At 62.8% G+C, this 20,201-nt stretch carries 17 protein-coding genes and 5 tRNA genes; 3 read left to right on the forward strand and 19 right to left on the reverse strand.

Annotated features, from left to right (window positions below):
- Positions 1 to 150: 150 nt before the first annotated feature.
- The gene (locus B5F19_RS01565) at positions 151 to 483 is read right to left on the reverse strand and encodes an anti-sigma factor antagonist (RefSeq protein WP_087287017.1); all 333 of its coding nucleotides are present in this window, start codon (positions 481 to 483) and stop codon (positions 151 to 153) included.
- A gap of 257 nt (positions 484 to 740) precedes the next feature.
- On the opposite strand from B5F19_RS01565, the gene B5F19_RS01570 reads away from it, so the two are divergent.
- Positions 741 to 2,096 (forward strand): MATE family efflux transporter, encoded by a 1,356-nt coding sequence (locus B5F19_RS01570; protein WP_162612495.1) that lies wholly within the window; start codon positions 741 to 743, stop codon positions 2,094 to 2,096.
- Between the two features lie 50 nt (positions 2,097 to 2,146).
- Here B5F19_RS01570 and B5F19_RS01575 read toward each other — a convergent pair whose 3' ends face one another.
- From B5F19_RS01575 to B5F19_RS01640, 13 genes are all read right to left on the reverse strand, one after another.
- A complete protein-coding gene (locus B5F19_RS01575; RefSeq protein WP_087287023.1) occupies positions 2,147 to 2,659 on the reverse strand; it encodes a hypothetical protein in 513 nt (170 codons plus the stop codon).
- 232 nt (positions 2,660 to 2,891) lie between these two features.
- Positions 2,892 to 3,257 carry a type II toxin-antitoxin system PemK/MazF family toxin gene (locus tag B5F19_RS01580; protein WP_087287026.1) on the reverse strand — a complete coding sequence of 122 codons (366 nt, stop codon included), beginning with the start codon at positions 3,255 to 3,257 and terminating at the stop codon, positions 2,892 to 2,894.
- 233 nt (positions 3,258 to 3,490) lie between these two features.
- Positions 3,491 to 4,624, reverse strand: coding sequence for an alanine racemase (gene alr / locus B5F19_RS01585; protein ID WP_087287029.1), 1,134 nt, complete (start codon positions 4,622 to 4,624; stop codon positions 3,491 to 3,493).
- Positions 4,625 to 4,641: 17 nt separating this feature from the next.
- Positions 4,642 to 5,244 (reverse strand): hypothetical protein, encoded by a 603-nt coding sequence (locus tag B5F19_RS01590; RefSeq protein WP_242972656.1) that lies wholly within the window; start codon positions 5,242 to 5,244, stop codon positions 4,642 to 4,644.
- A gap of 356 nt (positions 5,245 to 5,600) precedes the next feature.
- Positions 5,601 to 7,274 carry an NAD(P)H-hydrate dehydratase gene (locus tag B5F19_RS01600; protein WP_087287038.1) on the reverse strand — a complete coding sequence of 558 codons (1,674 nt, stop codon included), beginning with the start codon at positions 7,272 to 7,274 and terminating at the stop codon, positions 5,601 to 5,603.
- The gene (locus B5F19_RS01605; protein ID WP_087287041.1) at positions 7,271 to 7,783 is read right to left on the reverse strand and encodes a hypothetical protein; all 513 of its coding nucleotides are present in this window, start codon (positions 7,781 to 7,783) and stop codon (positions 7,271 to 7,273) included. Before B5F19_RS01605 ends, B5F19_RS01600 begins: the two co-directional genes overlap by 4 nt.
- A 152-nt stretch (positions 7,784 to 7,935) precedes the next feature.
- The gene (locus B5F19_RS01610) at positions 7,936 to 8,730 is read right to left on the reverse strand and encodes a helix-turn-helix transcriptional regulator (RefSeq protein ID WP_087287044.1); all 795 of its coding nucleotides are present in this window, start codon (positions 8,728 to 8,730) and stop codon (positions 7,936 to 7,938) included.
- A gap of 152 nt (positions 8,731 to 8,882) precedes the next feature.
- Positions 8,883 to 9,158 carry a class II fructose-bisphosphate aldolase gene (locus B5F19_RS17850; RefSeq protein ID WP_242972657.1) on the reverse strand — a complete coding sequence of 92 codons (276 nt, stop codon included), beginning with the start codon at positions 9,156 to 9,158 and terminating at the stop codon, positions 8,883 to 8,885.
- A gap of 1,194 nt (positions 9,159 to 10,352) precedes the next feature.
- Positions 10,353 to 10,427: transfer RNA gene (locus tag B5F19_RS01620), tRNA-Cys, on the reverse strand.
- 26 nt (positions 10,428 to 10,453) lie between these two features.
- A tRNA-Gly gene (locus B5F19_RS01625) sits at positions 10,454 to 10,529 on the reverse strand.
- A 43-nt stretch (positions 10,530 to 10,572) separates the two neighbouring features.
- A tRNA-Phe gene (locus B5F19_RS01630) sits at positions 10,573 to 10,648 on the reverse strand.
- Between the two features lie 154 nt (positions 10,649 to 10,802).
- Positions 10,803 to 10,879: transfer RNA gene (locus tag B5F19_RS01635), tRNA-Asp, on the reverse strand.
- A gap of 14 nt (positions 10,880 to 10,893) precedes the next feature.
- A tRNA-Val gene (locus B5F19_RS01640) sits at positions 10,894 to 10,969 on the reverse strand.
- Between the two features lie 300 nt (positions 10,970 to 11,269).
- Between B5F19_RS01640 and B5F19_RS01645 the strand changes: the two genes are divergently transcribed.
- Both B5F19_RS01645 and B5F19_RS01650 read left to right on the forward strand, forming a co-directional pair.
- Positions 11,270 to 12,283, forward strand: a complete 1,014-nt coding sequence (locus tag B5F19_RS01645) for an ATP-dependent 6-phosphofructokinase (RefSeq protein ID WP_087287049.1) — start codon at positions 11,270 to 11,272, stop codon at positions 12,281 to 12,283.
- A gap of 69 nt (positions 12,284 to 12,352) precedes the next feature.
- A complete protein-coding gene (locus B5F19_RS01650; RefSeq protein WP_087287052.1) occupies positions 12,353 to 12,610 on the forward strand; it encodes a GNAT family N-acetyltransferase in 258 nt (85 codons plus the stop codon).
- A gap of 127 nt (positions 12,611 to 12,737) precedes the next feature.
- Here B5F19_RS01650 and gltA read toward each other — a convergent pair whose 3' ends face one another.
- From gltA to B5F19_RS01675, 5 genes are all read right to left on the reverse strand, one after another.
- A complete protein-coding gene (gene gltA, locus B5F19_RS01655; protein ID WP_087287055.1) occupies positions 12,738 to 14,123 on the reverse strand; it encodes an NADPH-dependent glutamate synthase in 1,386 nt (461 codons plus the stop codon).
- Positions 14,116 to 14,973 (reverse strand): sulfide/dihydroorotate dehydrogenase-like FAD/NAD-binding protein, encoded by an 858-nt coding sequence (locus B5F19_RS01660; protein ID WP_087287058.1) that lies wholly within the window; start codon positions 14,971 to 14,973, stop codon positions 14,116 to 14,118. Before B5F19_RS01660 ends, gltA begins: the two co-directional genes overlap by 8 nt.
- 121 nt (positions 14,974 to 15,094) lie before the next feature.
- Positions 15,095 to 17,008, reverse strand: a complete 1,914-nt coding sequence (locus tag B5F19_RS01665; protein WP_087287061.1) for a 5'-nucleotidase C-terminal domain-containing protein — start codon at positions 17,006 to 17,008, stop codon at positions 15,095 to 15,097.
- A gap of 151 nt (positions 17,009 to 17,159) precedes the next feature.
- Entirely contained in the window at positions 17,160 to 17,930 is a 771-nt protein-coding gene (gene sigG, locus B5F19_RS01670; protein WP_087287064.1) for an RNA polymerase sporulation sigma factor SigG, read from the reverse strand.
- Between the two features lie 214 nt (positions 17,931 to 18,144).
- Positions 18,145 to 20,178 (reverse strand): complex I subunit 5 family protein, encoded by a 2,034-nt coding sequence (locus B5F19_RS01675; RefSeq protein WP_087287068.1) that lies wholly within the window; start codon positions 20,176 to 20,178, stop codon positions 18,145 to 18,147.
- Positions 20,179 to 20,201 lie beyond the last annotated feature (23 nt).

A 20,201-nucleotide genomic window follows, 5' to 3' on the forward strand; every position in this document is an offset into this window, starting at 1 on the left:
GAAACATGTCAACATACCCAAACGTGGGTCTTTTCCCGCCATACTGCGTTGATTTTTCTTGCAATCCACCTAAGGATTGCCGCGCCAAACCGCCTTGTCTGGCGAAAAAATCCCTCGCCGTCGGGCACATTTCCATGCTTCAAACAGGACCTAACCGCCAGGGTTTGATTTGACATCGGGCTCAAACGGGACCAGCTTGTCCAGGCCGGCGGCCTGAAACACCCGTCTGGCCTGCTCCGGGGCGTTGACCACCGCCATGCTCCCCTGGAGCTGCCGCATCCTCCGGAAGGTGCGCAGCACCACGGCGATGCCGGAGCTGTCGGTAAAGGTCAGCCCGGCCAGATCCAGGGTCAGCTTCCGGGGCAGGGCGGCGTCGATCTGCCGGTCCAGCTCCTCCATCACCTCCCGGGCCCGGTGGTGGTCCAGCTCCCCGGACAGGGACGCGGTGAGGCAGCGGTTTTCCTCCATACAGGTCACGGACATACGCGCTCTCCCTTCCAGGCGCCTCTCCAGACGGAGGGCGCCCAAATTCTGGATGGACTCATTATAGGACAGGCCCTCCGTCAGATTCGGCTGTTTCCTGTCGGGGCCCCGGATTTCTGTCCCGGGCCACCTATTCCTTTTTGTTTATGAGAAACCGCCGGATCATGCATTTTACAAATGCTGCTTTTTCGGGTATGATAGTAGCATCCGGTCGTTTTTTCCCGCTTCCGGAGCTCAATCCCGAGGAGGTCCTGCCTGTGTCCAAACAAATTCATCTCACCTCCGGCCCCATCACCGGACAGCTGATCCGGCTGTGCCTCCCCCTACTGGCGGCCAACGTGCTCCAGCAGCTGTACAACATCATCAACTCTCTGGTGGTCACCTACTACATCGGCGGGGACGCCTTCGCCGCCCTGGGGGTTGCGGAGAGCGTGATGAATCTGTTTATCTATGTGATCACCGGAGCCTGTATGGGCTCCTCCGTGCTGGTGGCCCGGTTTTTCGGGGAGGAGAACTTCCCCCGCCTGCGCCAGCAGCTCTTTGTCTCCGGCGTGCTCATCGGCGGAACCGTGCTGGCGGCGGTGAGTCTGACCCTTCTGTTTTTAAACCCTCTGCTGGTTTTGATCCAGACTCCCCCCGAGCTGATGGACTATGTCACCGACTACCTGCGGATCATCCTGGTGGGGATGGTCTTTACCTTCGCCTATAACTACCTGGCCGCCACCCTGCGAGCCATCGGCAACACCCAGGCGGCCCTGTTCTTCCTGCTCATCTCCCTGGGGTACAACCTGGGGGCGGCCTGGGTGCTGGTGGCCCAGCTGGGACTGGGCATCCAGGGGACCGCCCTGGCCACCTCCAGCGCCCAGCTCCTATCCGCCCTGCTGTGCCTGGTGTATATCCGAAAAAAGCAGCCCTTCCTGATGATCCAGCGCTCCGACATGCGCATGGACCCGATGCTGATGCGCCTCACCGCCAGCTATGGGGCGGTGGCCGCCCTCCAGCAGTCCAGCCTCTATCTGGGCAAGCTCATCGTCCAGAGCGCCGTCAACGGCATCAGCACCGCCGCCATCTCCGCCTTCACCGCCACCACCCGCGTGGAGAACTTCAGTCAGGCCTTCGGCATCAGCGGCTGCGAGGCCATCGCCATCTTTGTGGCCCAGAACCAGGGGGCCAAAAAACATCGCCGGGCCCTGGACGGCTTCCGGAACGGAGCCGCCATGGTGGTGGGGATCGGCGTGGTGTTCTCCCTCCTGCTGACCTTCGGAGGACACGCCCTGGTGACCCCCTTCCTGGACGGGGACGGGGAGAGCATCGCCCTGGGCGCCTCGTATCTGCTCTGGATGGGCCCCTTCTACTTCCTGTCCTTCATCGGCCACTCCTATGTGGGCCACTACCGGGGTATCGGCCGGATGAACGTCACCTTCATCGGTACCACCCTCCAGATCGCCGTCCGGGTCATCGGGACCTACGCCCTGGTGGGCCTGCTGGGCCTGAACGCGGTGGCCCTGGCTACCGGCCTGGGCTGGGTGGTCATCGTCCTGTTCCACTCCACCGTCTTTATCCTGGAACTCAAAGGGATCGGCTACCGCCTCCCCACCCGGGACGAAGCATAAAAATACGGCTCGGACCTTTTGGGTCCGAGCCGTATTTGCATTTGATTTTGTTATGAAAGGCTGTATCCGCCCCGGACCAGCACCTTTACCGTGCTGCCCCCGGCGGTGATGTAGTGGTCGGTCATGGTAGCCATGTACAGATGGTTCTGCACCAGCCCCTCGCCGCTGTTCAGGTTCCCGCCGGTGGTCACGTCCACCAGAGCCGGGTTCACCGCCGCCCCCGCGGCGGCGCTGCCCACCCGGAGCATCACCTCGGCCCCCAGGTCCAGATTCATCCTCTGTCCCGGGTTGAGGGTGACCACCGTGTAGGAGGCGCTGGTCCCCCCTCCGCCCTGGGCGGCGATCTGATTGAACTGAGTGGTGAGCTCCGCCTGACGGGTCTCGGCGCTGGCCTCCACGTCCTGCTTCAGCTTGGGGAGCACCGTATCGTTGAGATAGCTCAGGGTCACCAGGGGGTCGCTCTCGCTCCCCGCCCCCGCCGCCAAGGCCACCCCGGTGCCCAGGCACAGGGCGGTCAGGCAGAAGGCCCCCACGCGGATCTTCCAGTTGTGTGTTTGTTTCATCCTCTGTACTCCTTCGGGCCGCGCCCCTTTATCGTTATGTAAACCGCCCCAAAAGAGGCGGCCGCCCAGGCCCTGTTTGAAAATGGAAATGTACCCAGCGGCGAGGGATTTTTTCGCCAGACAAGGCGATTTGACGCAGCAATCCTTTGTGGATTGCAAGGAAAATCAACGCAGTATGGCGGAAAAAGACCCGCCGTTTGGGTATATTGACATGTTTCAAACATGGCCTATGTCACACCATGGTCTCCGGGTGGAGGCCAAAGCTGACCGCGATGGCGTTGTCTACTTTTTTCATGACCGCGTCGTCCAGCTTGCCCATGTGCTCCCGCAGGCGGCGCTTATCCAGGGTGCGGATCTGCTCCAGAAGGATGATGGAGTCCTTGGGCAGCCCGCAGCTCAGGGCCGAGAGGGAGATATGGGTGGGGAGCCGGGCCTTTCCGGTCTGGGAGGTGATGGCCGCCGCGATGACGGTGGGACTGTGCCGGTTTCCCGTGTCATTCTGCACGATGAGCACCGGCCGCACGCCCCCCTGCTCACTGCCCACCACCGGGCTGAGGTCGGCGTAAAAAATATCGCCTCGTCTTACGCTGTTGTCCACACACTTTCACACTCCGCTGGAAAATAGTATGCGTTACGAGGCCACAGTGGTCTTATGTAACGCTGTACTAGGATTTTCCCACGGGTCGTCGGGGATTATACGCCGCCGGAGCGGAAAATTCTCCCTGCGCTCCTCCCCTGCCGCAGGCAAACGGCCTGCCGCTCCAGCGCATTCTATGTGCGTTCGACGGAATGTGTGCCGGCCCTTGCCCGCCCTCCTGATGGGGGCCAGGCTTACTGGTTCTCCAGGTACACCCGGGGCACCCGGGGGCTGACGGCGCACAGCAGCTCATAGGGGATGGTGCCCGCCAGCTGGGCGGCCCGCTCCAGCAGGGGGCCGTCATACACCACGGCGGTGTCCCCGGCCTGGACTCCGGGCACGCCGGTCACGTCCACCATGCACATGTCCATGCACACCCGGCCCACGATGGGGCACTCCGCCCCGCGGATTTTCATGGTCATCCGGTTGGACAGGCTTCTGGGGTAACCGTCCCCGTAGCCGATGGGCACCACCGCCAGCAGGGAATCCCGCTCCAGCCGGGCGGTGCGGCCATAGCTCACATAGGTGCCCTTGGGCAGAGCGCGGACGGCGGAGATGCGGCTCTTCACCGTCATCACCGGCTCCAGGCCGGGGCCGTCCAGTCCCTTCAGCTCCTGGGCCGGGTAGTAGCCGTACAGGGCGATCCCCGGCCGCACCATGTCCAGGTGGGTACAGGGATAGTTTAGCACAGCGGCGCTGGAGGCACAATGGCAAATTTGAAAGGTGATCCCCCGGGCCTCCAAAGCGGCCTTGGCGTCCAGGAATTTGGTAAACTGCCCCATGGTGTACTCCTCGCTGCCGTCGGCGTCGGAGAAGTGGGTGAACAGCCCCTCCGCCTCCAGGCCGGGGAGGCGGCACAGCCGGGCCATTTCATCGGCCGTCTCGTCCGCCCGGTCCGCCTCCCAGAAGAAGCCCAGGCGGCTCATGCCCGTATCCAGCTTCACATTGACGGTCAGGGTCTCCCCCGCCCGCTGGGCGGCGGCGGACAGCTTCTCCCCGGTCTCCAGGTCCTCCGCCATCTGGGTGATGTGGTGCTCCAGCAGCAGGGGATAGCACTCCTCCGGGGTCTCCCCCAGGCACAGGATGGGGGCGGTGACGCCGCTGCGGCGCAGCTCGACGGCCTCGCTGACGCAGGCCACCGCCAGCATCTCGGCCCCCAGCTCCTCCAGCTTCTTGCCGATCACCGCCGCCCCGTGGCCGTAGGCGTTGGCCTTGCACAGTCCCAAAAACCGGCAGCCCGGGGCCAGCATGGCCCGGAGGGTCCGGTAGTTGTGCTCCAGGGCGGACAGATCGATCTCCGCCCAGGTCCTCATCTTTGTGGTATCCAAAGCTCCTCGCTTCCTCTCTATGATCCTATGGTAAATTCTGAAATGGCGCACCGGATGACCCGCAGGCCGTCCACGCTGATCTCCCCCTCCACCAGAGCGTGGGTGTCCGGGTCGAACCAGAGGGTGGTCTCCCGCCCCTCCCCCGGCGCCTGGTCCGGGTCGGCATACCGCACCTGTAAAAGGGTCCTCTGCTCCCCCTCCTCCAGGGAGCACCCGGCCATATAGCCGGACCGGGCCGCCTCCAGCAGCTGGGGCAGGGCAGACATGGGGGACAGGTCCTCCCCGTCCAGGGGGCCGGTCTCCAGGATCAGGCTGTCGTACTCCAGCTTGTCCTCCTCCCCGGTGATCCGGGCGGTGAGGCCCGCCGCCCACTCCGGCTTGGTCAGGGTGAGGACGGTCTCCTCCCCGCTGACGGCGGCGGTGAGGGCGAAGTCATAGACCCGCGCCCCGTAGTCCGCGGTGACGTCCATGCTGGCGCTCAGGCTGTCCATGGCCAGGTACTCCCCCCGGATGGTCAGGGCCAGCTCCTCCGCCTGGTTTTGTTCCTCCATCCCGCCGCAGGAGGGGAGCAGCAGGAGGGAGAGTATCATTGGTGCGAAAAATTTTTTGGATTTTCGCACGGGGTTCTTCCTTTCTGAACATAATTGCAGGGGGATTTCGCCGCCTGCGGGCGGCGACCTACTTTGCCCATGGCGGCAAAGTAGGCAAAACGCCCCCGGGGACGGCTCAGATGAGCGCTGGCGCGCTCATATTCGCCTTTCCCCGGACCCCATTGCGGGAGACGCCCTCCTGGTTTGTACTGCAATGATTCCGGCGCGCAGAATCAGGAGTGCTTGCCTGCGTTTCCTTTCGGGCCCACTGGGGCCCTGAGTGAGCAAAATTTGATTTTACTGTGGTTTTCGGACTGCGCCTGAGTTTGACGAGCCAACGCTCCCGGTCCGGTCTCCTCCGTAGGGGCGGCACACTGGCCGCCCGCCTATCGCTCCCGTTCCTTCAACGCCTCTGGGATATAGGCGATCAGATCCTCCGGGGTCATGCCGTATTCCCCAAATTTTCGGGCCGCCTTGTCCCCGGCGGAGCCGTGGAGGTACACCGCCGCGGCGGTTAGGGCCGCCGGAGATCCAAACTCCAACTGCTTCTGACTCAAGAAGGAGGTGATGAGGCCCGCCAAGACGTCCCCGCTGCCCCCCTTGGCCATACCCGGGTTGCCGCTGGTGTTGATCCAGGCCCGGCCGTCCGGGGCGGCGGTGATGGTCCGGTGGCCCTTGAGCACCAGAATGCAGTTGTGGGCCCTGGCAAAGGACTGGGCCGCCGCCAGGCGGTCTTGGACGGGCAGGGCGGTCCCGGTGAGCCGGGCAAACTCCCCGTCGTGGGGGGTGAGCACGGTGAGGGCCTTCCGCCCGTCCAGTATATCCATATGCCCCGCCAGGGCATTTATGCCGTCGGCGTCCAGCACCACGAGAATTTCCAAATCCTCCAGCAGCGCGCGGACCAGCTTCTCCGTCTTGGGCGCTCTCCCCAGGCCGGGGCCGATGAGGGCCGCGTCGCAGGAGCGGGCCTTCTCCAGGATCTCCTCGTACCGCTCCGGGAGGGGGAAGGGCATGGCGGAGGAACACTTCACCGCCACGATGGGGTAGATCTCCCTGGGCACCCCCAAAAAGACCAGCCCCGCCCCGCTGCGCACGGCGGCAGAGGCGGCCAGCACCGGTGCGCCGGTATAACCCTCGCTCCCGGCCAGGAGAAACAGCCTGCCGTAGTCCCCCTTGTGGCTGTTGGGCTTCCGGCGAGGGATGGTGAAGGTCCCCTCCACCGCCTCCACCGGGAAGCGCTCCCGGGCCTCCGGACCGAACAGCAGTTCATCTGGGATGCCAATGTCCCGGATGCGCAGTTCTCCCGTATATTCCACCCCGTCCCCCAGGTAGTGGCCGGGCTTGGCGCAGGTGAAGGTGACGGTGACTCCCGCGTGGACGGCCTCCCCCAGCACCTCCCCGGTGTCCGCGTGGACGCCGGAGGGGATGTCGCAGGACACCACCCGCCGGAAATGGGGCCGGTCCTGCATCTCCCGCACCGCATAGAGGAAGTCCCCTTCCACGGGCCTTGACAGGCCCACTCCGAACAGGGCGTCCACCAGGCAGTCGCACTGGGCCAGCCAGAAGGACTGCTCCCGATCCAGGGGCAGATATGCCTCCAGCGCCCCGCCGGCCTCCTTCAGTTTCTCCTCCATGGCCCGCTCGTCCGGGGTCATCTTGGACCGGTCCCCCACCAGGAAGGCCCTGACCCGGCACCCCATGCCCATGAGAATGCGGGCGGCGGCCACCCCGTCCCCGCCGTTGTTGCCCGGGCCGCACAGCACTCCCACCCAGGGGACCTTGCTCCTGGCCTTCTCCTCCGCCAGGGCGTTGGCCAGGTTCTGGAGCCGCTCCTGCTCCCGCCGGGCCTCCTCCCGGTCCGGGCCGCCCACCAGGACGGCGATGGGCCCGTCGGCTCCGCCAATGACTCCATTGTCCTCGTCCTCCCGGCCCACCAGACTCCAGACCGCGCCGGCCACCCCCAGGGCGGCCCGCTCCATCAGGTCCAGGGACGGGATGCCGTATTCCTCAATGGCCTGCCGGTCCAGCTCCTTCATCTGGGCCGCCGTGGCAACCATCATCGCTCCTCCGCTCCTTTCCAGTCTTTGGGCAGCAGCTCCGACAGGGGTACCAGCTCCACCGCCCGGGCGGCCGCCTCCTTGGAGGGGTAGAGGGCCAGTCCCTGGGCCGGCTCCCACAGTTCCCTCCAGTCCTCCCCCGCCAGCAGGCGGCGGGCAAACTCCTTCATACTGTTAGACACCCGAAAGGGCTCCCCCTCTGGTGTGATATAGTAAACTTCTTCCTCGCCGCAGGTTGACGTTCCAAACCATCCGCCCTCCCGGTCCCGGGCAAAGAGCTCCAGCCGGGGGACGGCAAAAAAGGGAGCTTCCAGCTCATCCCGGTCCGAGAAGAAAAAGAAGATGCCGTACCGCTCCTCCACCTCCCCATACTGGGGCGTCTGCTCCCGCGTGCGGGGGGACATCACACGGAAGGTAGTCCCGGCGGGGACCACATTGACTTCACTGCTGCTAATGCCAAAGATGCCGCTGTTAGGCGAAAGCTCACTCATATCCCAGTAAACCGTTTTCACCCGGAACCACTCCTCCGTCCTCGGCTTCTGTTGTTGGGTATTGTACCACACATTCCGCCTTTATGGTACCACCCAGGGGACAAAAAAGAAAGGGGCGGCGAATGGAGTTTTCTCCTCGCCGCTCCTCTCCTGTTTTTTCGTCCAATGGCGCTTTATTTTTGTTCCAGCAGATCCTCATAAGTCATGGAGTGGTCTGACAATCCTGTAATTCGCACCAACGGTTGGAGATACTCCACCCCGTCTATGCAAAAACCCACCGCAATGGTCTCATCTGCTCCGAGCACTACAGGCACCTGGGCGGAGTAAACACCGCCCGCCCCAGCATCGGCCTGTGTCTCCACCCGTCTGGCGGCCGTATCAGACCCATATACCTGAAAAAAGATCTCCCAGTCCCTGTCTTGCTCCCTGCGGGACAGGGCTACTGTGACCCCTACATTCTGGGTGTACCCTATCTCCGGACTGTACATCTGCACATCGCTGTCCGGGAGACTCAGTTCCCAGCCCCCCACCAGGTCCGCCGGGTCCAGGGTATCCTGCATCACCATCTGCTGAACCACCCGTTCCTCCAGGGCAGTCAGACGCACTTCTGTCCAGACCAGCCCAACAGCCAGCACCAGGCACATGGCAGTCAGAGCACCTAACAGCCACCTGGCTCTGTTTTTACGCGGGCTTCGTCCTGCCCCAGCGCTCCCCCGACTCTCATTGGGTCCGCACCCCATCTCCTGTCCGGATGTAGAAGTCCCCTCCGGCCCCTCTACCTGGAGCAGCTCATTGAGGGTGAGCCCAAACAGTTTCGACAAGGCAATCAACTTGTCAGTATCCGGCACAGCGGCATCCGCCTCCCATTTGCTCACCGCCTGGCGGGACACCCCCAGCCTTTCCCCCAGGGCCTCCTGGGACAACTCCAGCCGGAGGCGGTGCTCTTGAATCCTCTGTCCTAGCGTCATGGCGCTCACTCCCTTCTTCCGTCTCTATCCTACCTCATGGCGGAATATTTGGCAAGCGGCCGGTCCTTACACCCTGTCAACCGGCAGTTGACAGGCGCGCGCACCCCCATTTTTTCGGCTCCGGCCGGTCCGGCGGCGCTTTTCACTCCGATTCAGGGCGGCTCCAACAAAAAGCGGCGCAGCCACAGGCCGGTGTTGGTGTTCCCGCCCTTCATCTGGACCAGCTCTCCGGGGATCAGCACCTGGGAGAAGGGCTTCATCCGGGCCACCTGGCGTACATTGTTCTCATGGCTGTCGGTGGAGCGGTCATACATAATGTAGGAGAACTCCAGGCGCAGGGCCACCACAATCTTTCGGTCGGTGAGACCGTGGTCGTGGTGAAGGACCACCGGAACTGACGCCTCTTTCGCCCCCTTGTAGTCCAGCATGCAATAGCAGCCAAAATTAAGGGATGTGTGGTTATTGTCCCAAACCCATGTTATAAACTGGGTTCCGTGTTCCGTTTGGTGTCCGGCAAGTACGACGTTATTAAATTCTGACAGCAGACAGAAACCGCTCTCCAGTCCCTTAGCCTCTAAAACTGGAGCGAATTCCATTGCCGCTGCGTATTCCTGTACGGCAGCGGCTAAATCTATGGCTTTCGCACAGGCATGCTCGGCTTCAATCGTATTTACATCTTGAGGGACATAACGCACCCCGCCAGTCTCAGTGATTCAACATAGGCGGTGCCCATTCCATGCAACAGGGAGGCGCTGTTCCTGTTCTGGTAAAGGGGTAAATCCCTCTTTCTGCAGTACGATGGCCAGCTCCTTAAAGTATCGTTCTCGTATCATCTCTGAGTACCTCCTTCTGGGCGAGCGCCCTTTTTCATTTGTTGGGAAAACAAAAAAGGCGCCAGTCTGATGGTTTTATAAAACCAACAAACTAGCGCCTGATTTTTTGTATATCTTTTTTTCTTCACACTGCCCTTTTTAACCGTGAAAAAGGGTGCTGGGCGGTTTTAGAGTACACAAACCTACGAAAACACAGAGAAACCGGGGGTTCGAATCACCCCAACTTCCGAAATCACTGAAAAATATCTATGGAACAAACAACAGATTTTGAGCAATAAAAAAGTCGCTACCCCTTGATACTCTAGGCGTTCGGCCCAAAATATCTAGATTGTAGCGACTTTGTGAGAAGTCACTACAATCTGAATATTTTCAAATTCTCTGCAAGCGGACAGAACTGCACCCACCCGGCCTTCTGGCCGGCGGCGCGAGTGCGCCGTACAAGCGTTTTCACCGCAGGTGAAAACCTTGGCGCAGGGGCGGCTTTGCCGACCCCGAGCATTGAAATCCCGAAGGGCGGAGACCGCCTTTGGCGGTCGGAGCCCAAAACGAAAGGACATCCGAAAGGATGTCCTTTTGTTTTGGCAAGTCACTACAATCTAGATATTTCAAATTTTCAATCGGCTTTCTGCATCTTGCCCAACGGCCCTTCTGGGCCGCGCCGCTTTTGCGGCGTTCGAGCGTTTTGCCAAAGGCAAAACCTCGGCGCAGGGCGAATTCACTTCGCCCGAGCAATTTAAAGAACCCCAGGTATCCAAAAAAGAAGCACCTGCATAGCAGGTGCTTCTTTTTTGGAGGTGCCACCCAGATTTGAACTGGGGAGTGGAGCTTTTGCAGAGCTCTGCCTTACCACTTGGCTATGGCACCGAATGGAGCAAAGCTGCTCCAAAAAATGGAGCGAGTGACGAGGCTCGAACTCGCTACCTCCACCTTGGCAAGGTGGCGCTCTACCAGATGAGCTACACTCGCATGTTGCCTGGAAGGAGGGTGCCCTTCCAGGGCTTTGTTTGGTTGGTGCCTCCGGTCGGAATCGAACCAACGACACGAGGATTTTCAGTCCTCTGCTCTACCAACTGAGCTACAGAGGCAAATCTTTCTTTTTAAAAGACTGCAATCAGGAAAACCATCTAAAGCTTTCTTTGCTTACTTTCTTTTTCAAAAGAAAGTAAGTGGCGACTCGGAAGGGGCCTTTGCCTCATCCTTCGGATGGCGCATCAGGCAACTCCAGTCAGGAGAAATAAGTGGCGACTCGGAAGGGACTTGAACCCTCGACCTCCGGCGTGACAGGCCGGCGTTCTAACCAACTGAACTACCGAGCCAGGTAGTTAGGGGGTGGTGGGAACAACAGGGCTCGAACCTGTGACCCCATGCTTGTAAGGCATGTGCTCTACCAGCTGAGCTATGCTCCCTTGTCCGTGGCTTTCAGCGGTTCGCCGCTCTCGCGACGGCTTAGTTAGTATACTAAATCTTTGGCCGCTTGTCAACAGGAAAATCAAATTTTTTTGGAATTATTTTTTTGGAAGTTTTTCCCGGAAAAACTCGGCTTTCTTTCCCCAGAAAAAGGAACTCCAGAAGGAATTTCACTTGACTGGTTTTTGAAAGAGTGACATAATGAAACGGAACCAAACGGCCATCCGGTCCGGATGACAGCAGGCCCCCCTCTGGCAGACAGCCGGGCAAGGTGTGGTTGGATTAGGAGGTACAAGCATATGGAGAACAAGGTAAAGCGGATCGGCGTTCTGACCAGCGGCGGCGACGCCCCGGGCATGAATGCCGCAGTACGCGCGGTGGTCCGCACCGCACTGACCCAGGGGATCGAGTGCGTGGGCATCCGCCGGGGCTGGAACGGCCTGATCAACAGCGATTTCGTCCGGATGGACTCCGCCAGCGTCAGCCATATCATTGACAAGGGCGGCACCATCCTCTATACGGCCCGGAGCAAAGAGTTTATGACCGAGGAGGGCCGCGACCAGGCTCTGGCCACCTGCAAGCTGCTGGGGCTGGACGGGATCGTCGCCATCGGCGGCGACGGCACCTTCCGGGGCGCCCTGGCGCTCTCCCGGCAGGCCGCCGCAGCCGGCTCCTCCCTGAGCGTGGTGGGCATCCCCGCCACCATTGACAACGACATCGGCTGTTCCCACTACACCATCGGCTTTGATACCGCCTGCAACACCGCCATTGAGTGCATCGACAAGCTGCGGGACACCATGCAGTCCCACGAGCGCTGCTCCGTGGTAGAGGTCATGGGCCGCCACGCCGGTTATCTTGCCCTGTATGTGGGCATCGCCGTAGGCGCCACCGCTGTCCTCATCCCCGAGCGTGAGGTGGACTTTGAGAACGACGTGGTGGAGAAGATCCGCCGGGCCCGGCTGGCGGGCACCACCCACTATATGGTAGTGGTGGCCGAGGGCGCTGGCAGCGCCATCGACATCGGCAAGCGCATCCACGCCGAGGTGGGCATTGATCCCCGGGTCACCGTGCTGGGCCACATCCAGCGGGGCGGCTCCCCCACCGCCCGGGACCGGGAGACCGCCAGCCGCATGGGCTACGAGGCGGTCCTGTCCCTGGTGGAGAACCGGGGCAACCGAATCATCGCCATCCGGGACGGCCACACGCTGGATCTGGACATGGAGGAGGCCCTGGCCATGACCAAGACCTTCCAGATGGACCGCTACCAGGTGCTGGAGGCCCTGACCAACAACGGAGGTCCCCGCATCCTGTGAGACTCCTCCCGCCGCTCCCAGCCCTCTGAACCGCCGCTGTGCGCTATTCTGAACAAGGAGGCCGATCCCATGATCCCGTTTCTGCGAGAACCTACCCGGGTGTACGCCCTGGACGGCAGCGGCCGTCTGGTGGCGGAGATCACCTTTCCGGAGACCGCCCCGGGCGTGTACACCATCGACCACACCTTTGTAGACGCCTCCCTGCGGGGACAGGGCGTGGCTGACCAGTTGGTGCGCGCCGCCCTGGAGCAGATCCAGGCCAACGGCGGAACTGCCGCCGCCACCTGCTCCTACGCAGCCGCCTGGCTGGACAAGCACCCCCAGTAATTCTTAAGATGGCCGCCCCGTGGGGGGCGGCCGTCTTTTGTTTGCTCCCAATGGCAGAAAGGCCGTCTCTCCCGATCATACAGCAAAAAGATGGCAGACACTAGCGTGCCTGCCATCTTTTATATGTTTACTGTTTGCTCTTAATGTACGCGTCGATGGACTTGGCGGCGGACTTGCCGGCTCCCATGGCCAGGATGACGGTGGCCGCTCCGGTGGCGGCGTCGCCGCCGGCAAACACGCCGGGCAGGTTGGTGTGTCCGCCCTCGTCGGCGGCCACACAGCCCTTCCGGGTCTTCTCCAGGCCCTCGGTGCCCTTGGTGCTCATGGGGTTGGGGGAGGTGCCCAGGGCCATGATCACCGCGTCCACCTCGAATTGGAACTCGCTGCCCTCCACGGGGACGGGGCGGCGGCGGCCGGAGGCGTCGGGCTCGCCCAGCTCCATGCGGATGCAGGTCATGGACTGGACATGGCCCTTCTCGTCCCCCTCAATGGACACGGGGTTGGTGAGCAGGTCGAAGATGATGCCCTCCTCCTTGGCGTGGTGGACCTCCTCCGCCCGGGCGGGGAGCTCCGCCTCGGAGCGGCGGTAGACGATGTGGACCTCGGCCCCCAGGCGCTTGGCGCACCGGGCGGCGTCCATGGCCACGTTGCCGCCGCCCACCACGGCCACCTTCTGGTTGTGAAGGATGGGGGTGGGGCTGTCCTCCTTGTAGGCCTTCATCAGGTTGATGCGGGTGAGGTACTCGTTGGCGGAGTAGACGCCCACCAGCCCCTCGCCGGGGATCTTCATAAACATGGGCAGGCCGGCGCCGGAGGCGATGAACACCGCCTCATAGCCCCGCTCAAAGAGCTCGGGGATGGTCAGGATCTTGCCGATGACCATATTCAGCTCGATGTCTACGCCCATCTTCTCCAGGTTAGCCACCTCCCGGGCCACGATGGCCTTGGGGAGACGGAACTCGGGGATGCCGTAGGTGAGCACGCCGCCGGCGGTGTGGAAGGCCTCAAACACGGTGACGTCGTAGCCCATGCGGGCCAGCTCCCCGGCGCAGGTCAGGCCGGCGGGGCCGGAACCGATGACGGCCACTTTATGGCCGTTCTTGGGGGCGGTGGCCACATTGGCGATTCCCTGCCCGGCGGCCCAGTCGGCCACGAAGCGCTCCACCCGGCCGATGGCCACGGGCTCGCCCTTCACGCCCCGGACGCACTTGCCCTCGCACTGGTTCTCCTGGGGGCACACCCGGCCGGAGATGGCGGGCAGGGCGTTGGCGTTGGACAAAATCTCATAGGCGGCGGCGATGTCCCCCTCGGCCACCTTGGCCAGGAAGTCGGGGATGGGGATGCCCACGGGGCAGCCGCTGACGCAGGCGGGGTTCTTGCAGTGGATGCACCGCTGCGCCTCGTTCATGGCCTGCTCCAGGGTGTAGCCCTGGGCCACCTCCAGGAAGTTGTGGTTGCGGACCTGGGGGTCCTGCTCGGGCATGGGGGTCTTCGTCATCTGCATATTAGCCATTGAGGGCACCTCCTCCCAGACGGCAGAGGTGGTCCTCTCTCGCCTTGGTCTCAAAATCTCTGTACGTAGCGTTCCGGGCGATCACCTCGTCGAAGTCCACCTGGTGGCCGTCGAAGTCGGGGCCGTCCACGCAGGCGAACTTCACCTCGCCGCCCACGGTGAGGCGGCAGCCGCCGCACATGCCGGTGCCGTCGATCATAATGGGGTTCATGCTCACGGTGGTGGGGATCTCGTACTGCTTGGTCAGCTTGCAGGCAAACTTCATCATCATCAGGGGGCCGATGGCGAACACGTGGTCGAACTTCACCCCGCTCTGGATGAGCTCCTCCAGCTTGCCGGTGACAAAGCCGTGATAGCCGTAGGTGCCGTCGTCGGTGCAGATGTGCAGGTCGGTGCAGGCCTGCCCCATCTCCTCCTCCAGGATCACGATATCCTTGGTCTTAAAGCCGCCGATCAGGTCCACCTGGTTGCCGGCCTCGTGCAGGGCCTTGGCCACCGGCAGGGCGATGGCGCAGCCCAGGCCGCCGCCCAGGACGGCCACACGGCCGTAGCCCTCCACGTGGGTGGGCTCCCCCAGGGGGCCCACAAAATCGTGGAGACAGTCCCCCTCCTGGAGCTGGTCCAGAGCCATGGTGGTGGCCCCCACCTTCTGGAAGATGACGGTGATGGTCCCGTTCTCCGTGTCAGCGCTGGAGATGGTCAGCGGAATGCGCTCTCCATCCGCGTCCACCCGCAGAATGATAAACTGACCCGCCTTGGCCTTGGCGGCCACCAGCGGCGCATGGACGGAGATCTGGCTGATCTCCGGCGTCAGCACCTTCTTTTTCACGATTTGATACTGCTGTTTCACGCTTTCTCCTCCTTATCGGTCCGAAATCCTCAGGGCGCCGGGACATCATTCTGCGGCACCCCGCGGTCCCCCTCCGTCCTTCTCGCTATATCGAAGCGCGGCAGGCCGCGCAGGGATAACTCTATTTGAAAAATCTTCTCCGTCGGTATCCGCCGTACCGCCCGCTGCGCCTCCGGCGCACCAGGGCCCGAACCAAAAGCGCCACCGCCGCGATCAGCGCCGCCGCCAGCAGCAGGACACCGATGGTGAGCAGGCTGGGGCTCTTGATGAGCTCGATGGGGTTCCAGCTGCTGCTCACGTCCTTGCGCCCGTCTGGCCAGGCGTACGAGGTGGGAATCCCGTCCTGCCCAAAGCTCTGGAGATAGGCCGCCAGGGCGTACCACTCCTTCAGCTCGTGCCCGGAGGAATCGTACAGGATGTAGTCCTCCAGATTGGTCGCCGGCTGACCGTTCTCATCCTTCGGCACAATGGAGAGCAGCCCGAAGGAGCGGTCCCGCACTGTGCTGAGCATCTGGCCGCAGTACAGGCTGGTCACCACCCGGTACAGCTTTCCGTTTTCCGGCGCCTCCCCCGTCTGGGTGAGGGACGCCCCCGTCACCTTATTGAAAAACATCCGGTGGGTGTTGAAGGAGTAGTCCACTCCGGACAGGTAGAGCTGGGCCTCCGGCATCAGGGTGGACACGGTGGCGTCAACCTCCAGCACCGCCCGCAGCTCCTTGCCCGTGAGGTAGCAGGAAATCAGCGGAGACCCGGCGGTCCCGTCGGCCCCGGCCCCCACATTCAGCACATCAAAGACCTGGGCCGTGGTGACATTTCCCCGGGGCAGCGGCGCCCGCAGCACCCCGTCCGCCGTGAGGGCGATCAGGGGCTCTCCCTCCGGCAGCCCGGCAATGGTTCGTGCCGCCCAGGCAAAGGAGTCCGCCGTCAGCTCTCCCAGGCCGTTTCCGTCCTGAACCCCCGCCTGGGGCAGCGGGAGGAAAAAGTCGCTTCGGGTCAGCACCTGGTCATAGGTGAGGCCATAGGAGCCCAGATAGCCGATGTCCACCTGCTCCTTCCAGTCCTGGGCCAGAGCGGAAATCTCCGGGTCCTCCCCCGCCGTCCCGTCAATGGGGATCAGGCGGTACTCCTCCAGGGTCTTCTCCCCCGCCCCGTTCCAGGACAGGGTGATGCTCCCCAGGTTTTCACAGTTGGACCCGGCGGAGACAATGTAGGTGTCCCCCACCACAATGGGTTCCGGCAGGGTGGTGTGGGTATGTCCCGATACGATCAGGTCGATCTCCGGCACCGCCCGGGCCAGCTCCTCATCCTCCGAGACGGAGGTCTGGCTGGTGCCGCTGTGGGACAGGCAGATGATAAACTCCGCCCCCTGCTCCTCCAGCCGGCTCACACAGCGCTGGGCCGCCTGGGCCGGCTCCTCCAGCACAAAACTGGAGGTGGGCGCGCTGGCGTGGGCGTCCTGACCCATCAGCCCAAAAATGCCGTAGGTCACGCCCCCCCGCTCTAAAAGCAGGTACTCCTGCACCCCATACGCGGCCATGGCGCGCTGGAGGTCCAGGCGGTTCGGGTCGTCCTCCGCCGGGCGGTAGTTGGCCATGACCAGGGCGGGCAGGGCGCCGCTCCCTCTCCCGGCGGCGGTGAGCATCTCGCCGAAGCCCAGCGGCCCGTTGTCAAACTCGTGGTTGCCCGCCGTCACCGCGTCATAGCCCATGGCCCCCAGGGTAACCAGCTCCGGGGCGCGGGTGGTGGACAGGGTCTGGACCAGGGAGCCGGAGGAGAAGTCCCCGGCGTCTACCGTCAGGGCGTCCGGATGCCCTGTCCGCTCCTCCGTCAGGGCAGCGGCCAGGCGGGCAAAGCCGCCCCGCTCCTCCCCGCCCTCCTGGACCCTTGGAAAAAAGCAGGAGTGGAGGTCGTGGGTAAAGAGCACCGTGGCTTCCCCGGCCGATTGTCCTTCCGCCGCCCAAATATTCAGCGGCAGCAGGCCCAACAAAAGCACAGCCGTCAGCAGAATCCTGAAAAAATGGCCCTTTCGTCTCATGCCGCCCCTCCTTGCTCCGACGGTTCTTTGGTTCCAGGGTTTATTTTGCCACAAATCCTGCAAATACGCAAGAGGCGATTGCCGGACGGACCAAAATACTTTCAAAATACCGGCGCGGGAGGCGGTTCTCTCCGCCCCCCGCGCCCAAAATTCACAGCTCCTTGCGGATCTGCCGCAGAGCGTTTTTCTCCAGGCGGGAAACCTGGGCCTGGGAGATGCCGATCTCCTCCGACACCTCCATCTGGGTCTTGCTCTGGTAGAAGCGCATGGCCAGGATCTTCTGCTCCCGCTCGGTCAGGTGGGAGACCGCCTCTCTCAGAGCGATATGCTCCAGCCACATCTCGTCGGTGTTCTTGCTGTCCTTCACCTGGTCCATGACACATACCGTGTCCCCGCTGTCGGAGTAGATGGGCTCGTACAGGGACACCGGGTCCAAGATGGCGTCCAGGGCGAACACCACATCCTCCCGCTTGATGCCCAGGATCCGGGCGATCTCCTCCACCGTGGGCTCCTTCTGATGCTTGGCCATATAGGCCTCTTTGGCCTGGAGCACCTTATAGGCGGTGTCCCGCATGGCCCGGGACACCCGGATGGTGCTGTTGTCCCGGAGATAGCGGCGGATCTCCCCCACGATCATGGGGACCCCGTAGGTGGAGAAGCGCACGTCCAGGTCGGTATTGAAATTGTCAATGGCCTTGATAAGGCCGATGCACCCCACCTGGAACAGGTCGTCCACATTCTCTCCCCGGTTGGAAAACTTGTGGATCACCGACAGCACCAGACGCAGATTGCCCTGGATCAGCTCCTCCCGTGCCTGCTTGTCCCCCGCCTTTGAGCGGCGGAGCAGTTCCTGGGTCTCCTCATTCTTCAGCACTTTCAGTTTCGCGGTGTTCACGCCGCACAGCTCCACCTTGTTCTGCATGACCAACAAAACCTCCCGCCCAGGTGATACCGATAGTTCCAGTATCTCCTGAGCGGGTGGTTTCATACTGTTCCCAGGCCTGCAATATTTTTTAACGTCAGACGGACTTCGATTGCTTTTTCACAGCGGCTGCAAGAACGGCACTTTCCCGGCGTCCCGACGGCCGGCGTTATGCTTTACACAGTCAATGCAGCTCCTTTTCTTTGTTCCCTGATCAGACGTGAATGCCATAGAGCAGGATGAACAGCAGCGCAAAGGCCATCCCCAGTCCGGTGAGAATCAGCCCGAACGCCAAGGACTGAACAAAGCCCCCTCCCCGGCGTGGGGCGTCCTCATAGTGGGCAAAGTGCTCGTCGTCCGCCGCCTGCTCCACCGAGGGCTGGGGGGCGTAGCGGCCGCCGGTCAGTCTCCGGACCGCCCCCTCCCAGCACTCCACCCCGCTCTGGTGAATCCGTCCGATCCACCGGGGCAGGGCCTGGAACAGCAGCCGGGGCAGCAGCCGGTCCACCAGAGTGGCCAGCACCACCGCCGTCTTGGCCAGCAGGTCCAGAAGCGGGCGGTACAGCCCGTACTCCAGACTAAGCCCCGGCGGGATGGGGTCAAAATAGCGTTTTTTCCGCACCAGCAGCAGCCGCACCACCAGCACATAGACGACGGCGCCGATGGCCAGGGAGATCCCCGCCCCCTCCAGATTCACCGGGGAGAAGTAGTCCACCGGGTGGTCCGGGGCGTGGCCGTGGAGAAAGCCGCGGGTCATGGCCGCCACCGCGTCCATGGTCATGTTGGGCTCCGAACCCAGTCGGACCATCACCAGCAGGTAGCAGGCGATGGTCCCCAGGGAGGCGGGGGCGATGTAGTGCTCCCCCCTCCGCCGCCACTTTTTGTCCAGCACCTCCTGGGGCAGGGGGTTCTTCTCCACGAACAGACAGACAAACAGCTTGAGCATATAGGCCAGAGTCAGCCCGCCGCTGAGCAGGAACAGCCCCTCCAGGGCGGAGAACAGCAGATCGTACTCCCCCGCCAGCGGAATGTACTCCACAATGCTCTCGTGGAGGAGGGTCTTGCTCACATAGCCGTTGAGGGCGGGCACTCCCGCCAGACTGAGCATGGGCAGCCCCATGAGCAGGGCCAGCATGGGCTTTCCCCGGCCAAAGCCCCGGATCTCATTGAGATCGAAGGAGTGGGTGGACAGATGGATGATCCCCGCCAGGGGAAAGAGCACCATTTTAATGAGGGAGTGGTTCAGGATGTGCAGGATGGTTCCGTCCACCGCCAGGGCGTTGTGCTCCCCCAGCAGGCACACCATGGCCGTCCCCACCAGAATAAAGCCGATCTGGGAGATGGAGGAGCAGGCCAGGGTGCGCTTCAGGTCGATGGAACACACCGCCAGCACCGCCCCCAACACCATGGTCACCGTACCGATGGCGGCCAGCAGCAGCCCCCAGGCCCCGTCATACAGGAAGATGGTGGTGGACAGCACCAGAATGCCGTACACCCCCGTCTTGATGATGATGCCGGACAGCACCGCCGAAGCCGGGGCGGGAGCCGCCGGGTGGGCGGTGGGCAGCCAGATGTGCAGGGGGAAGGCTCCCGCCTTGGCCCCAAAGCCCACCAGCACCAGCAGGGAGCCCGCCCACAGCAGCGTCCGGTCCTCCACCGCCGCCGCGGCCGCCCCCATCCGGTCCAGGTCCAGGGTGCCCAGCTGTCCGTAGAGGAGGAACAGTCCCGCCAACGCCGCCAGGCCGCCGATCACCGCCACCGCCAGATAGGTCTCCCCCGCCTTCAGGGCCTGGTACTCCTCGGTCTGAATCACCAGGACGAAGGAGGTGAAGGACATGACCTCAAAAAACACGAAGGCGGTGAACAGCTCCGCCGACAGGAACACCCCCATGGTGGCCCCCAGGGTGAGCATCCAGAAGAAGTAGAACCGGTTCCGCTTGCGGACATGGACCATATACTCCCGGCAGAACACCGAGGCGGCCAGCCAACCCGCCGCCGTGAGCAGGGCCATCAGGGTGTGGAAGCCCCCCGCCTGGAAGCGGATGCCCAGGGCGCAGAAGCCCTCCACCGCCACCGAGGCCTGGGACAGCTCCGGGTTGGTCCAGATGGTCAGCACCAGCAGCAGCTCCATGGCCGTGGCCGACAGCACGAACATGTCCCGTGCCTTCTCCTGCCAGCGGCCCAGCTGAAAGGCGAACAGACCGGCCAGCATGGGAAAAAACACCGGAAACAGCAAAAATCTGTCCACTCTCTCCCCTCCTTTCCCGCTAT

Origin of the sequence: Pseudoflavonifractor sp. An184 (assembly GCF_002160305.1) — a bacterium.
GTDB classification, from domain to species: Bacteria; Bacillota; Clostridia; order Oscillospirales; family Oscillospiraceae; genus Lawsonibacter; species Lawsonibacter pullicola.

Bases quoted from the DNA above. Each gene is read 5' to 3' on its own strand.
- sigG (WP_087287064.1), bottom strand. From the start codon at position 17,930: ATGCAGAACAAGGTGGAGCTGTGCGGCGTGAACACCGCGAAACTGAAA.
- B5F19_RS01600 (WP_087287038.1), bottom strand. From the start codon at position 7,274: ATGATGGTTGCCACGGCGGCCCAGATGAAGGAGCTGGACCGGCAGGCC.
- B5F19_RS01610 (WP_087287044.1), bottom strand. From the start codon at position 8,730: ATGACGCTAGGACAGAGGATTCAAGAGCACCGCCTCCGGCTGGAGTTG.
- gltA (WP_087287055.1), bottom strand. From the start codon at position 14,123: ATGGCTAATATGCAGATGACGAAGACCCCCATGCCCGAGCAGGACCCC.
- B5F19_RS01645 (WP_087287049.1), top strand. From the start codon at position 11,270: ATGGAGAACAAGGTAAAGCGGATCGGCGTTCTGACCAGCGGCGGCGAC.
- B5F19_RS01575 (WP_087287023.1), bottom strand. From the start codon at position 2,659: ATGAAACAAACACACAACTGGAAGATCCGCGTGGGGGCCTTCTGCCTG.
- B5F19_RS01665 (WP_087287061.1), bottom strand. From the start codon at position 17,008: ATGAGACGAAAGGGCCATTTTTTCAGGATTCTGCTGACGGCTGTGCTT.
- B5F19_RS01650 (WP_087287052.1), top strand. From the start codon at position 12,353: ATGATCCCGTTTCTGCGAGAACCTACCCGGGTGTACGCCCTGGACGGC.
- B5F19_RS01565 (WP_087287017.1), bottom strand. From the start codon at position 483: ATGTCCGTGACCTGTATGGAGGAAAACCGCTGCCTCACCGCGTCCCTG.
- B5F19_RS17850 (WP_242972657.1), bottom strand. From the start codon at position 9,158: ATGCTGGACTACAAGGGGGCGAAAGAGGCGTCAGTTCCGGTGGTCCTT.